Genomic DNA, 13,597 nt, shown 5'->3' with positions numbered 1-13,597 from the left:
GCTCCCACTGCTTGTAGGCATCCGGTTTCAGGAACTGTTTCACTCCCCTCGTCGGGGTGCTTTTCACCTTTCCCTCACGGTACTGGTTCACTATCGGTCACTGAGGAGTACTTAGGCTTGGAGGGTGGTCCCCCCATGTTCGGACAGGATTTCACGTGTCCCGCCCTACTCGAGGACCGTCGCTGGTTGACCCGTACGGGGCTGTCACCCGCTCTGGCCCGGCTTTCCAGCCGGTTCCGGTTGTGTCACGACGGCCACTGGCCTGGTCCGCGTTCGCTCGCCACTACTAGCGGAGTCTCGGTTGATGTCCTTTCCTCCGGGTACTGAGATGTTTCACTTCCCCGGGTTCGCCTCGTGAACCTATGAATTCAGCTCACGATCACCTTGCGGTGGGGTTGCCCCATTCGGAAATCTGCGGATCAAAGCCTGCTCGCGGCTCCCCACAGCTTATCGCAGCGTGCTACGTCCTTCATCGCCTCTCAGTGCCAAGGCATCCACCAGATGCCCTTGTTACGCTTGATCTCTCTTCAACCTTCGTCGCGTGCCCCGCACGCAGGGGCAACCCCGCGCACGCGACCCGCATCCTCGAAGATGCATCCTTCGGTCACACAATTACCCTCTTCACTTTGTCCAAGATCCCGGCGCCGCTGGAGGCGACGCCAACGGCCCACCGGCACAAGGCCGGTCGGCCGGGAACTCCGTTGTTGTGCCTTCGCCCTGGATGCCCCGCCCCCGCCACCGGGTGGTGGAGGCGAACGGGATCGAACCGATGACCTCCTGCGTGCAAAGCAGGCGCTCTCCCGACTGAGCTACGCCCCCGCCGCCGGCGCGCCGCGCCGGACGGGAAGATGGTGGGCCAGGGAGGAGTTGAACCTCCGACCTCACGCTTATCAAGCGCGCGCTCTAACCAACTGAGCTACTAGCCCAGAGGACCGGGCCGCCCGCGCCCGGCAACGGGCAAGGGCGGCGGTCGTCTTTGTCTGATCATCCAGGAGAAGGGATGCGCCGGCGGCGGCGCGCGGGGCCGAGGGCCGGGATCCTTAGAAAGGAGGTGATCCAGCCGCAGGTTCCCCTACGGCTACCTTGTTACGACTTCACCCCAGTCGCTGACCTGACCGTGGTCGGCTGCCTCCTTGCGGTTAGCGCACCGGCTTCGGGTAAAGCCAACTCCCATGGTGTGACGGGCGGTGTGTACAAGGCCCGGGAACGTATTCACCGCGGCGTGCTGATCCGCGATTACTAGCGATTCCAACTTCATGCACCCGAGTTGCAGAGTGCAATCCGAACTGAGACGGCTTTTGGAGATTCGCTCCCCCTCGCGGGATCGCTTCCCACTGTCACCGCCATTGTAGCACGTGTGTAGCCCAGCCCATAAGGGCCATGAGGACTTGACGTCATCCCCGCCTTCCTCCGGATTAGCTCCGGCAGTCCCATTAGAGTTCCCAACTAAATGATGGCAACTAATGGCGAGGGTTGCGCTCGTTGCGGGACTTAACCCAACATCTCACGACACGAGCTGACGACAGCCATGCAGCACCTGTGTCCCAGTCCCCGAAGGGAAAGCCAGATCTCTCTGGCGGTCCGGGCATGTCAAAAGGTGGTAAGGTTCTGCGCGTTGCTTCGAATTAAACCACATGCTCCACCGCTTGTGCGGGCCCCCGTCAATTCCTTTGAGTTTTAATCTTGCGACCGTACTCCCCAGGCGGATTGCTTAATGCGTTAGCTGCGTCACCGAGAAGTAAACTCCCCGACAACTAGCAATCATCGTTTACGGCGTGGACTACCAGGGTATCTAATCCTGTTTGCTCCCCACGCTTTCGAGCCTCAGCGTCAGTAATGAGCCAGTATGTCGCCTTCGCCACTGGTGTTCTTCCGAATATCTACGAATTTCACCTCTACACTCGGAGTTCCACATACCTCTCTCACACTCAAGACACCCAGTATCAAAGGCAGTTCCGAAGTTAAGCTCCGGGATTTCACCTCTGACTTAAATGTCCGCCTACGCTCCCTTTACGCCCAGTAATTCCGAGCAACGCTAGCCCCCTTCGTATTACCGCGGCTGCTGGCACGAAGTTAGCCGGGGCTTCTTCTCCGGCTACAGTCATTATCTTCACCGGTGAAAGTATTTTACAATCCTAAGACCTTCATCATACACGCGGCATGGCTGCGTCAGGCTTTCGCCCATTGCGCAAGATTCCCCACTGCTGCCTCCCGTAGGAGTTTGGGCCGTGTCTCAGTCCCAATGTGGCTGGTCATCCTCTCAGACCAGCTACTGATCGTAGCCTTGGTGAGCCATTACCTCACCAACAAGCTAATCAGACGCGGGCCGCTCTAAAGGCGATAAATCTTTCCCCCGAAGGGCACATTCGGTATTAGCTCAAGTTTCCCTGAGTTATTCCGAACCTAAAGGCACGTTCCCACGTGTTACTCACCCGTCCGCCACTAACTCCGAAGAGTTCGTTCGACTTGCATGTGTTAGGCCTGCCGCCAGCGTTCGCTCTGAGCCAGGATCAAACTCTCAGGTTGAGTTGACTATCTGACCTAAGCAGATCGGTCCGAAGACCGACTTGGCATTAGTTCTACGTATTCTTGACGAGATCCCACGAACGCCTCTCCGAAGAGCGACGTCATGGTGTCTTTTCAAAAAGACCGCAGTTGTCAGTGTCGAGACAATCTCTAGGATTGTCGCTAGGACACCGCCGCCTGCGTTTCTCTTTCCAGATCAACGATTTCAAAGACCCAGGAACCGGAGAACCGATCCCACCGTTTAGCGCCCGGTTGCGGCGGAGGCGGCGATGTAGTCGCCTCGCTTTCCCGTGTCAAGCGATCATTCCGAAGGACGATCTCTTTTCAGCGGCCCCGCCCGGAGGCGAGGGAGGCGGTGTTTACCGCCTCATTTTCCTGCGTCAAGTGGTTCTTTTTAAAGAAGAACCTCTCTCTGCAAACCCGCCCCGGAGGGCGGCGGAGGCGGCTATCTAGTGAGGCCGCTTATCCGTGTCAACCGGGCTTTTTGAGCCATTTTGCGAAGGCTGAAATCCGGAGACTTCGGGCCGCAAAAAACCGTCTGGAAAGCCGAGAGGCTTGCCTCTGTTTCGTCCGACGATTCGATTGGAGCGCGGAACCTAACCGAAACACCTTAAGGAAGCAACCCGCTTTCGCGACTTTCTTCCCGGGAAACCGTGGAGGCTTTCGTCTCCGTGGCCCCGGCGGCCGGCCCGTTTCCGAGCGAGGCGGCGATATACGCAGCGGCCTTTTGGACCGCAACCCGATTCCTGCGAATTCTCGAACTTTCTCGCGGACTCCCGGTCGCCGGCCGGCGTTCGCCGCCTCCCCGCCCGATGCGTCAGCCAGCCGCTATATAGGTGCGAAGCGACTCCGCCTCCTGGGTCGCCTCGGCGATCTGGCATTTCACCACGTCGCCGATCGAGATCACGCCGGCCAGCCGTCCGTCCCTGAGCACGGGCAGATGGCGGATGCGACGGTCCGTCATCCGGCCCATCAGGATGGTCACGGTCTCCGCCGGAGCCGCGAACACGACGTCGGCCGTCATGAAATCGGATACCGGCCGATCCAGAGCCGCCGCCCCGCCGGCGGCCATCGCCCTGACCACGTCGCGCTCGGACAGGACGCCGACCACCCGGTCCGCATCGCAAACGATGAGAGCACCGACCCGCAGCCTGTCCAGCTCGCCGCAGGCGTCGCCGAGGCGCACGTCCGGGCGGATGCTGTAGACGGCGTCGCCCTTGTCCTTGAGAATTTCGGCGACCAGCATCGCGGCTCCTCCTCTCTATATAGAGCGCGGCCGCGGACGGGCCGCTTCAGGCGGAAGGGTCGCGCAGATCGGGCGGGGAATCAAATGACGTCCGGCGTGAACCGAACAGCCGGACCCACGGCCCGATCAGCAACGCGCCGGCGATGAAGCCGAAGGCGTGGGCTTCCCACGCCACCCGCGCGCCCTCGGCGCCGGGCAGCAGGCCGATCACGCCCGCTCCGGCGTTCACCACCATGATGACCCCCGCCATCAGCAGGAAGCGGCGGTCGCCGAGGGGCCGCAGGGAGCCGTCGCGCCGTCCGAGCAGGCGCAACGCGGCTCCCATCACGCCGAACACCGCCCCGGAGGCGCCCACCAGCGGATCGAAGGTATCGGGGTGAATGAGGCCATAGCCCGCCGTGCCGACCAGGCCGGTCACCAGGTAGAAGGCGAGGAAACCGGCGACTCCGCGCGGCCCGGGCATCAGCCGGGCCACCGGCGGGGCGAAGGCGAACACGCCCAAGGCGTTCATCGCCACGTGCCCCCAACCGCCATGCATGAACATTGAGGTGAGCAGGCCGGGCCACCAGTCGCCTCTCCACAGCGACGCCGGCCTGAACGCCAGCGACAGACCGCCGTCGGGCAATCTTGCCTGTAGCCAGAACAGGGCTGGCAGGGATAGCGCCAACAGCACCGCCACCGCGGGAGCCTTGAAGATCGGTTCGGAGGGCGGCGACTCGGTCAGGGTGGGGCTCCGGAGCGGTTCGGCGGACAGATCGTCGTCAGGCCCGAGCATGGCAAGTGGTTCTTAATAACCATGATCCAGATTGGCACGGGGGTTGCTTGCCGGCCCGTAAACCATGATCGCCTGTGGAGGTTCGCCTTGACCATCCGGCCGAAGACCATCTCCGCGCTCCTCAGCGTCGCCGTCCTCGCCCTGCCTGCGGCCGCGACGGCCCAGTCGGCGGGTTCCTCGGGCATGGGCGCCTACCAGGCGGGCTACGGCGGCTCGCGCTACACCACCGCCCGGCCCCAGACCGGCTCGACCCGTGACCAGAACGGCAACCGCCTGATCGTCGACGGCATCATCCAGGCGGGCGCCAGCGCCTATTCCAGCGCCAGCGGCGGGGTCTCCACCAGCTTCACGGGCGCCGGCGGCCACAGCGGCCAGGGCGGCACGACCATCGGCGGCTCCACCGCGATCGGCAACAGCCTGAACGTCGTGGTCCAGGGCAACCACAACACCGTCATCGTCAATTCCACCCAGATCAACAACGGCAACGTCACCGCCGGAACCAGTCTGAACGGCACCCTGAGGCTTCCATGATTCACGGTCAGTCCGTTCGGCGTCTGAGGACGGTCGTCGCCGCCAGCGCCATCGCCGCGCTCCTCGGCGGCTGCATCTCCGCGTCGGCGGGGCCCCAGGGCGTGTATGCGACCCCGATCGGCAATGCGCCCGTGACCGCCAACCCGACCCCCTACTCCGCCGCTCTCTACTGCATGGCCGACTACGCCCGGCGCTACAACCTGCCGTCGCCGCGCATGGCCGTGGGCCGGATCAGCGACTACACCGGCACGGTCTCGGCCGACGGCGGTCGCCAGATCACCGGCGGCGCGTCACAGATGGCGATGACGGCCCTGGCGAAAGCCGGGGCCCGCCAGGTCGAACGCTACGACACCTCGGTCTCCGAGATGGAGCTGCGCTACGCCAACAACCGCCTGATTGGCGACGAAGGCCCCGCGGGAGCCGACGACAACCAGTATCGCCGCATCCTGGCGGGCCAGGTGCCGGGGTCGGACTTCTACATCGTCGGCGGCATCACCGAGGTGAACTACAACATCCGCTCGGGCGGGTTCGACATGGCCGCGGGCCAGGCCAGCACGGACACGCCGCTGTCGACAGCCTTCGCCGGCAAGGCCTTTGTGATGAACATCGCCATCGACCTGCGGCTGGTGCAGACCACCACGCTTGAGGTCGTCGACGTGGTCTCCTACCAGAAGCAGATCATCGGCCGCGAGATCTCGGCCGGCGTGTTCGATTTCCTGAACGGCAATGTCTTCGACATTTCCGCCGGCGAAGGAGGGCTGGAGCCGGTCCAGCTGGCGGTGCGAGCCCTGATCGAGCGGGCGACCGTCGAGTTCATGGCCAATCTGTACGGCGCTCCGGGACCGGAGATCTGCCTCTCGGCCGGCCCTGACCCGCTGGGCGGCACGACCGGCCCCACCGGCGGCTACTATCCGGCTTACCCCAACACGGACACGAACAATGGCGAAACCCGCGCGGATCCGTCTCGCTGGCACGATCGCCGCGACGGCGCTGTGCGCCGCAGCCGCTACTGAGGCTGTCGCGCAGACCCCGCCCCCCGGCGGTTCGATCGTCCTGAACGAACAGCTGCAACTGGGCGACGTGTTCTCGCAACAGACGCTGAACGTCGTCGACGCCCAGGACCAGGTCACCGTCAGCACCTCCGCCCAGGGCAACAGCGCGTCCGGGGCGGTCGAGAACGGCTCCATCACGGTGCAGTCCGACCAGGACATGCGCGGCGACGCGGTTGCGACCACCGACATGACCCTGGGCGGCGACACCGATGGCGTGGTCAACGCCACCACCCAGGCACAGGGCAACTATCTGGCGGTCAGCGCCTATGACGCCGACCTGACCATCGATGCGACCCAGTCCAACACCGGCGGCCTGGTCAGCGCGACCTCGCAGCTGGGCGACGACGACGCCCGCCTGCTGGACGGCGCCTACATCAATGCCTCGGCCATCTCCAACACGGTCGCGATGTACGGCGAAGGCTCGGTCGTCGCCGGCTCCATTGACCAGTCATCTTCGGCGACGGTCCGCGCCTACGACCGCATCGAGACCCAGTACATCCCGGCCGAAGCCGTGATCTCCAGCCAGGCCATCGCCAACGCCGTCCAGGTCAACAGCGGTCAGACCTCCGGCCAGGACCTCAGCATCGTCCAGTCCTCCACGGGGGACCTGGTCGAAGCCGAGTCCAGCGCCAACGCCGGCAACGCCTGGGATCTGGCCGGCCGCGCCCGCGCCAGCGCCAACCAGGCCGTGCTCTATAACGAGGGCGGGTCCGTCGTGGTCGGGTCCAGCCAGGACAACACCGCCTTCGTCCGCGCCGCCGCCACCACCACCGCCTATGACTACGGCCGCGCCGAAGCCTCCGCACGGGGGGCAGCCAACGAACTGTCCGTCGGCAACAACGACATCTTCGTCGAGATCGACAACAGCCAGTTCAACTCGGGCGGCGTCGACGTCACCGCCACCTTCTCGGGCACGAACGGCTACGACGTCTATGTCGGGGCGGAGGCGGTGGGGAACAGCGTCACCGGCTACGCCTGTTCCGAGTGCGAGGGCTATCTCGAAGCCCGCAACAGCCAGACCAACGGCGGCGACGTCTCAGCGACCGCCAACGCGACCGTCGCCGGCTCGACCCGCGCCGTGATCACCGGCGCCAACGCCGTCGGCAACTCCGCGTCCTTCTATGTCTCGCGGCCGTCACATTAATCTTCCGTAACTTGAGCGGCCCTTCCGTGTCGCTGAAAGGTTGACGAGGGCGTCGGCGGTCGAGGATCGCAGCCCCTGTACCTTGTCCGGCGCGGCTTCCGATCAGGAGCCCTCGCGCCTATCGGAAAGAACCGCCCATGCGTTCCCCCCGTCGCCTGCTCCTCCTCGCCGCCGCCTCCATGGCGGTCCTCGCCACGGCCGCCCCGGTCCTGGCCCAGGCTCCAGCGGCGGCACAGGCCCAGCCAAGCGACCCATGGGCCCAGAGCGCCAGCGACATTCCGGCCGACTCCAACGTCCGTTTCGGGCAGCTCGCCAACGGCATGCGCTACGCCATCCTGCGCAACGCCACCCCGCCCGGTCAGGCGTCGCTTCGCCTGCGCATCGACGCGGGTTCCCTGATGGAGAACGAGGACCAGCTCGGCCTCGCCCACTTCATGGAGCACATGGCGTTCAACGGGACGACCAACATTCCCGAGAACGACCTGCTGCGCATCCTTGAGCGGCTCGGCCTGGCCTTCGGCGCCGACACCAACGCCTCGACCGGCTTCGACCAGACCGTCTACATGCTGGAACTGCCCCGGACCAACGACGAGACCGTCGACACCAGCCTGCGGATCATGCGCGAACAGGTGTCCGAGGCGCTGATGGCCCCGGAGGCGGTCGACGCCGAACGCGGGGTCATCGCCGGCGAGGAACGGCTGCGCAACACGCCCGGCCTGCGTTCGGTTAAGGCCCAGCTGGCCCTGCTCGCCCCCGGCCAACGCATTTCCCAGCGCCTGCCGATCGGCGACCTGGAGATCATCCGCACCGCCCCGCGCGAGCGCTTCGTTGAATTCTATGAGGCCTACTACCGCCCGTCCCGCGCGACGATGATCGCTGTCGGCGATTTCGACGTCGACGTGATGGAAGCCAAGATTCGCGGCGCCTTCGAGACCTGGCAACCCAAGGGCGCCGAAGGTCCCGAGCCGGATCTCGGAACCGTTGCGCCGCGCGACCCGGAAACCCGCATCCTCGTCGAAGAGGGCGTCCAGTCGTCCATCCAGCTGAACTGGATCAAGGCGCCGGACACCGATCCGGACACCGTCGCGGAGCGCCGCGACAACCTGCTGCGCAACCTCGGCGTCGCGGTTCTCAACCGCCGGCTGGGCGAGATCGCGCGGGCCGACAATCCGCCCTTCATCTCCGCCGGCGGCGGTCAGGCGACCCTTGCCGAAAGCCTCGACATCGCCTCCGTCTCCGCGCAGTTCAATCCCGGCGAATGGAAGCGGGCCCTGGAGACGATCGAGCAGGAGCAGCGCCGCCTGGTGCAGTACGGCGTGTCCGACGCCGAGCTTCAGCGTGAGATCACCGACACCCGGGCCGCGCTCGAGAACGCCGTGGCCGCCGCGGCCACGCGGCGCACGCCGTCGCTGGCCAACGCCTTGGTGGGCGCAGTGAATGACGAGCAGGTCTTCTCGGCCCCCCAGACCAACCTCGACCTGTTCAATGCCTCCGTGGAGGGGCTCACCGCCGCCCAGGTGAACGAGGCCATCAAGCCCGTGTTCGAAGGCGGCGGTCCGCTGGCCCTGGTGGTCACGCCCGTCGAGATCGAGGGCGGCGAGGCGGCGGTCACCGCCGCGCTCGAGGCGTCGCGTCAGGTCCCCGTGGCGGCCCCCGCCGCCCAGGCGCAGCTTGACTGGCCCTACGCCACCTTCGGCGCGCCGGGCACGGTGCAGGATCGCCGCGAGATTGCGGAACTGGGCGCCACGGTGGTCACCTTCGCCAACGGCGTCCGCCTGACCGTCAAGCCAACCGACTTCCGCGACGAGCAGATTCTGGTCAGCGTCCGCACCGGCATCGGCGAGCTGGGCCTGCCGACCGACCGTTCGGACCCGCAGGCCCTGGCTCCGCTGGTCTTCACCCAAGGCGGCCTCGGCAAGCTGACGGCCGACGAGCTCAGCCGCGTGCTGAACGGCCGCATCTATTCGGCCAACTTCGGCATCGACAGCGACACCTACAGCCTGTCGGGCGCGACCCGGCCGCAGGACCTCGCGCTCGAGATGCAGGTGCTGACCGCCTATCTGACCGATCCGGGCCTGCGCCCGGCGCCGTTCCAGCAGATCAAGGCCTTCTTCCCGCAGATCGTCGCCCAGCAGATGGCCACGCCCGGCGGCGCCTTCCAGCTGCAGGCCTCCGGCCTGCTGGCCAGCGGCGACAAGCGGCAGTCCTTCCCCAGCATCGAGGATGTCGCGGCCTGGACCATCGAGGACATGCGCGCGGGCGTGACCCACGGCCTTGCCTCCGGTCCGATCGACGTGGTCGTCGTCGGTGACGTGACCGTCGACGACGCCATCGCGGCGGTCGCCCCCACACTGGGCGCGCTTTCCGCGCGCGGTCCCGACGCCCAGCCGGCGCCCGGCGCGACCCAGCTCCGCTTCCCGGCGGGGGTGGCCGATCCTGTCCAGCTGAGCCACACCGGCCCCGCCGAACAGGCCCTTGGCTATGTCGCCTGGCCGACCACAGACGCCGTCGGCGACCGCACCGAGTCGCGCCAGGTCGCCATCCTGGCCGAAGTGCTGAAGCTTCGGGTGCTCGAGGAAATCCGCGAGCGGCAGGCCCTCGCCTATTCCCCGGGGGTCTCGGCCAGCGCCTCCGACGTGTACGAGGACTACGGTTCCATTTCGATCACCGCCCAGACGGCGGCCGATGCCCTGCCCGCCTTCTATGCGGCGGTCGATTCGATCGTCGCCGGCCTTCGGGACACCCCGGTCGAGGAAGACGAGCTGAACCGCGCCCGCCTGCCGGTCATCGAATCGCTACGCCGCAGTCAGGCCGGCAACGAGTACTGGCTCGGCCAGCTGGGCGACGTGGCCGCGAGGCCGGAAGAGGTCGAACAGACGCTGACCCACATCTCGGACCTGGAAGCGATCACCCCGGCCGATATCCAGCGCCTGGCCCGTCAATACCTGCGGCCCGACACTGCCTGGCGTGCCTCGGTGACGTCCTCGCGTCCGCCGGCGGAGGCTCCGGCCGCGGCGCCGGCCCAGTAGACGACAAAAAAAGGCCCCGGTCCTTTCGGATCGGGGCCAGTCGCTTCTCAGGATCGTCGACAGAGCCGACGATCGCCATCCTATTGAAGGCGCGATGACGCGCGGCTGAACGCCGGCAGCGGGTCTCGCGTCAGAATACGCGGCCGCCGACGCCGCCATCGAGGGTCATGGACGCGCCGGACACCGCGATGCCCTGCTGTTCGACCACTTCCTCGCGGTACTCGGTGTAGATCTCTTCCCGGACCATGGTGAGGATCTTGATGCCGGCGCCGTAACGACGCAGGAGCGAGCGTTCATTGCATTCCCGCTCGGCCTTCTGGGCCCGGCATTCCACCAGTCCGCCGCGGCCGTGCCACAGCGCCTCGCCCTTGCGGCAGTCCATGGTCTGGCCGTGGCCGAAGTCGGCGTCGCCGGTATATTCGGCCCAGGTGTACTGCAGCCACGTTCCCGCCAGGCAACGGTACAGTTCGCCCTCGTAGTCGGCGTCGACCTCGCGGTCGGGCCGCACCTGGGACGCCGGATGGGGTACATTGCGGTCGTCCAGGCAGAAGGCGCGGATGACCACCCGCTTCTCCCACCGGCGGCGCGACTCATAGGGCACGCGGACGGTCTGGCGCACCCGGGCGCCCTCGACCATCAGGCCGTTGATCGTGGTCGGATAAGGCTGATCCACGGTCACATAGGCCGATCCGCCGCCCGAAACCCAGACCGCGCCGCCCGCGCGGGCGTTGAGCCCCGCCCGGCTGCGCGCGCCAGCCTCGGCGTTGGCGTTGACGTTCACATTGACGTTGAAGTCGCCGCCGCCGCCGCAGCACGGCGGGGGCGGGGGCTGCTGGCAGCACGGCGGGGGCGGCGGAGGCGGGGGCGGCGGGGGCGGCTCGCAGCAGGGCGGCGGCGGGGGCGGACAGACCGGTCCACATTGCGCCGCAGCCGTTCCGGCGACCGCCGTCACGACGACGAAGGTCGCCACGGCCGGCGTCCAGTTCATGATCCGCACCCGCATGGGCCGACCTCCAGATGAATCTTCTCGCGTGCCCAGCAAGACGCGGGCCGCTCCAGCCTGCATCTGAACCGCAAAAGCCTTTCGTTTCCGTTGCGCTCGGCCCGGCCCGGTCCTTGCGGCGGCGACGCCAGAGGCCAAGGCGATGTTTCACCCTGACACGCAGTTCCTGATCGACCACTGGACGGCCCTCGCGCGCCGGCCGGAGTCGCGTGGCGGAATTCCCCATCGAGCCGCTCTCGAGCCCGACGTCCTGGGTCTGCGCCTGCCGAGGGCGTTCGTGGCCAGGCGTTCAGGCGAGGACGCCGCGATTCGCCTCGCCGGAAGCTGGATCGAGGCGTTCCACGGCGAAGACCTGAAGGACAGGTCGCTGCTGTCCCTGTGGCGCACGGCCTCGCGGCCGCTGGTGTCCACGGCCCTGACCCAGACCGTCCGCGAAGGCCGCCCCGTGGTGGTCGCAGCCCTCGCCGGCAGCATCGCCGCCCAGATCGAGATCACCCTTCTGCCGTTGCGCGGACCGTCGGGGCGGCCCGATCGCCTGCTCGGCCTGTACGCGCCGGCCGCCACCCTGACCCTGGCCGCCGACGAGCCCCGCCTGCTGACCGCCCGCGTCTCGATCGGGGTGGGAGAGGCGGCCCGCGCTCCGCTCAGCCTGGCGGCGGTCGGCGGCCGCCGTATCGCCTGACCGGCCTAACCGGATTTGAGATCCGCCGCGTAACGCTTCCAGTTCTGGACATAGTGGGCGGCCGACGCCTTCAAGGCCTCGATCTGCCCCGGCTCAAGCTGCCGCACCACCCTGCCCGGCTGGCCCATGACCAGTGAACCGTCGGGAATCTCCTTGCCTTCGGTGATCAGGGTGTTGGCGCCGATCAGGCAGTTCTTGCCGATCTTCGCCCGGCCCAGCACGACGGCGCCGATGCCGATCAGGGTGTTGTCGCCGATCTCACAGCTATGGAGCATGACCATATGGCCGACCGTCACCCCGTCGCCGATGGTCAACGGCTCGCCCGGGTCCGAGTGGAGCACGCTGCCGTCCTGGATATTGGTGTCCCGCCCGATGGTGATGGGGTCATTGTCGCCGCGCACGACCGCGCCGAACCAGAGGCTGGCGCCGTGCTTGAGAATCACGTCTCCTATGACGGTTGCGGTCGGTGCGATCCAGTATTCGCCTTGTGGTGGAAGCTGTGGTTTCTTGTCACCGAGGCTGTAAACATTCATCACGACACCGTCATTTCTGAACAAATCAAGGGCTTTAAGCTCTCGTAAACCACGCTAGCATCAGAGTGTAGATGCGATTCGAGGCCGCCATTTCCGCCCCGGATCCGAAGCCGGATCAAGCCCGGTCCGGTCAGACCCAGGAGAGCGCGCGTGACGCGTTCCGGTCGGCGGGTATTCCCGCTGGAAGTTGGTTCTTCCTCAGACCCGGGCGGATGCGCCGCGTCCCCTTCCCCGACCACCTTCGTTCGAGGCGATGCTTTTGCGGCATCGCCTTTTTTCATGCCCTGGAGGCGTCCATGACCAAGCGTGCGGCAATCAAGCGTCAGACCCGTGAAATGTCCCGTGAACACGGCGTTCTGGATTCGCGGCAGTTCATCGAGGACGCCAAGGTACGGCGCCTTCCCACGCACGCCGGCTGGTCGCCCTACCCCTCCAACGACGATCGCGACCAGGCTTATCTGAAGACGCTGAAGCCGAAATCGGACGGTCAGGCTGAGCTGATGACGGCCATCGACCACCACAACATGGTCCTGGCCCTTGGTCCGGCCGGCACCGGCAAGACCTACCTCGCCGTCGCCAAGGCGGTAGAGGCGCTCGAAGCCGGCAAGGTCGGCCGCATCGTCCTCTCACGCCCGGCGGTCGAGGCCGGAGAATCGATCGGCTTCCTGCCCGGCGACATGGAGGACAAGCTCGCGCCCTATCTGCGCCCCCTCTACGACGCCCTGTCAGACCGGCTGTCGATGAAGCGGGTCAAGGCGTTGATGGCCGAAGGCCTGATCGAGATAGCGCCGATCGGCTACATGCGCGGCCGCACGCTGAACAACGCCTTCATCGTGGTCGACGAGGCCCAGAACTGCACCTACGTCCAGCTGAAGATGCTGCTGACGCGGCTGGGCTGGCATTCGACCATGGTGGTCACCGGCGATCCGCAGCAGTCGGACCTGCTGCCGGGCATCTCCGGCCTGTCCGACATCGCCGAACGCCTCGCCCCGGTGCCTGACATCGCCGTGGTCAAGCTGGCCGAGCGCGACATCGTCCGCCACCCCTTGGTGGCCAGTATGATCGGCGTGCTCTGA

10 protein-coding genes, 2 tRNA genes and 2 rRNA genes are annotated in these 13,597 nt (G+C 66.4%); 6 read left to right on the top strand and 8 right to left on the bottom strand.

The genetic code is table 11. The annotated features are described in order from the left end of the window. From VEA98_RS05345 to VEA98_RS05320, 6 genes are all read right to left on the bottom strand, one after another. Positions 1-521: ribosomal RNA gene (locus VEA98_RS05345) — 23S ribosomal RNA — on the bottom strand; the annotation flags it as partial. A 222-nt stretch (positions 522-743) separates the two neighbouring features. After that, positions 744-819: transfer RNA gene (locus VEA98_RS05340), tRNA-Ala, on the bottom strand. A 30-nt stretch (positions 820-849) separates the two neighbouring features. Beyond that, positions 850-926, bottom strand: a tRNA-Ile gene (locus tag VEA98_RS05335). A gap of 118 nt (positions 927-1,044) precedes the next feature. Then, positions 1,045-2,526, bottom strand: a 16S ribosomal RNA gene (locus VEA98_RS05330). 817 nt (positions 2,527-3,343) lie between these two features. Next, positions 3,344-3,772, bottom strand: a complete 429-nt coding sequence (locus VEA98_RS05325; RefSeq protein WP_324811460.1) for a CBS domain-containing protein — start codon at positions 3,770-3,772, stop codon at positions 3,344-3,346. 46 nt (positions 3,773-3,818) lie between these two features. Beyond that, positions 3,819-4,547, bottom strand: a complete 729-nt coding sequence (locus tag VEA98_RS05320; RefSeq protein ID WP_324811458.1) for a rhomboid family intramembrane serine protease — start codon at positions 4,545-4,547, stop codon at positions 3,819-3,821. An 87-nt stretch (positions 4,548-4,634) separates the two neighbouring features. Here VEA98_RS05320 and hfaA point away from each other — a divergent pair, with 87 nt between their 5' ends. The 4 genes from hfaA (at position 4,635) to VEA98_RS05300 (ending at position 10,303) form a co-directional block, all read left to right on the top strand. After that, positions 4,635-5,078, top strand: a complete 444-nt coding sequence (hfaA, locus tag VEA98_RS05315) for a holdfast anchoring protein HfaA (RefSeq protein WP_324811456.1) — start codon at positions 4,635-4,637, stop codon at positions 5,076-5,078. Then, positions 5,075-6,091 carry a holdfast anchoring protein HfaB gene (hfaB, locus tag VEA98_RS05310; RefSeq protein ID WP_324811455.1) on the top strand — a complete coding sequence of 339 codons (1,017 nt, stop codon included), beginning with the start codon at positions 5,075-5,077 and terminating at the stop codon, positions 6,089-6,091. Before hfaA ends, hfaB begins: the two co-directional genes overlap by 4 nt. Beyond that, complete coding sequence (hfaD, locus tag VEA98_RS05305) at positions 6,018-7,274, top strand: holdfast anchor protein HfaD (RefSeq protein WP_324811453.1); 1,257 nt, start codon at positions 6,018-6,020, stop codon at positions 7,272-7,274. Before hfaB ends, hfaD begins: the two co-directional genes overlap by 74 nt. A gap of 137 nt (positions 7,275-7,411) precedes the next feature. Then, on the top strand, positions 7,412-10,303 hold the full coding sequence (locus VEA98_RS05300; protein ID WP_324811452.1) for a M16 family metallopeptidase: 2,892 nt from the start codon (positions 7,412-7,414) through the stop codon (positions 10,301-10,303). A 130-nt stretch (positions 10,304-10,433) separates the two neighbouring features. Here VEA98_RS05300 and VEA98_RS05295 read toward each other — a convergent pair whose 3' ends face one another. After that, a complete protein-coding gene (locus VEA98_RS05295; protein ID WP_324811451.1) occupies positions 10,434-11,306 on the bottom strand; it encodes a hypothetical protein in 873 nt (290 codons plus the stop codon). A gap of 142 nt (positions 11,307-11,448) precedes the next feature. Between VEA98_RS05295 and VEA98_RS05290 the strand changes: the two genes are divergently transcribed. Beyond that, complete coding sequence (locus VEA98_RS05290) at positions 11,449-11,988, top strand: PAS domain-containing protein (RefSeq protein WP_324811449.1); 540 nt, start codon at positions 11,449-11,451, stop codon at positions 11,986-11,988. 5 nt (positions 11,989-11,993) lie between these two features. On the opposite strand, the gene VEA98_RS05285 is transcribed toward VEA98_RS05290, so the two are convergent. Further along, positions 11,994-12,521: a gamma carbonic anhydrase family protein gene (locus tag VEA98_RS05285; RefSeq protein ID WP_324811448.1), complete on the bottom strand. Its 528-nt coding sequence runs from the start codon at positions 12,519-12,521 to the stop codon at positions 11,994-11,996. A 284-nt stretch (positions 12,522-12,805) separates the two neighbouring features. On the opposite strand from VEA98_RS05285, the gene VEA98_RS05280 reads away from it, so the two are divergent. Continuing rightward, complete coding sequence (locus VEA98_RS05280; protein WP_324811474.1) at positions 12,806-13,597, top strand: PhoH family protein; 792 nt, start codon at positions 12,806-12,808, stop codon at positions 13,595-13,597.

The sequence above is a fragment of the Brevundimonas sp. genome, from assembly GCF_035627055.1.
In the GTDB taxonomy this organism is placed as follows: domain Bacteria; phylum Pseudomonadota; class Alphaproteobacteria; order Caulobacterales; family Caulobacteraceae; genus Brevundimonas.
Note: the sequence above shows the minus strand (reverse complement) of the source record. Positions and strands in the feature narration are given on the sequence as shown.

Coding starts and splice junctions, on each gene's coding strand:
- VEA98_RS05295 (WP_324811451.1), bottom strand. CDS start 11,306: ATGCGGGTGCGGATCATGAACTGGACGCCGGCCGTGGCGACCTTCGTC.
- VEA98_RS05300 (WP_324811452.1), top strand. CDS start 7,412: ATGCGTTCCCCCCGTCGCCTGCTCCTCCTCGCCGCCGCCTCCATGGCG.
- hfaB (WP_324811455.1), top strand. CDS start 5,075: ATGATTCACGGTCAGTCCGTTCGGCGTCTGAGGACGGTCGTCGCCGCC.
- VEA98_RS05285 (WP_324811448.1), bottom strand. CDS start 12,521: ATGAATGTTTACAGCCTCGGTGACAAGAAACCACAGCTTCCACCACAA.
- VEA98_RS05290 (WP_324811449.1), top strand. CDS start 11,449: ATGTTTCACCCTGACACGCAGTTCCTGATCGACCACTGGACGGCCCTC.
- VEA98_RS05325 (WP_324811460.1), bottom strand. CDS start 3,772: ATGCTGGTCGCCGAAATTCTCAAGGACAAGGGCGACGCCGTCTACAGC.
- hfaD (WP_324811453.1), top strand. CDS start 6,018: ATGGCGAAACCCGCGCGGATCCGTCTCGCTGGCACGATCGCCGCGACG.
- VEA98_RS05320 (WP_324811458.1), bottom strand. CDS start 4,547: ATGCTCGGGCCTGACGACGATCTGTCCGCCGAACCGCTCCGGAGCCCC.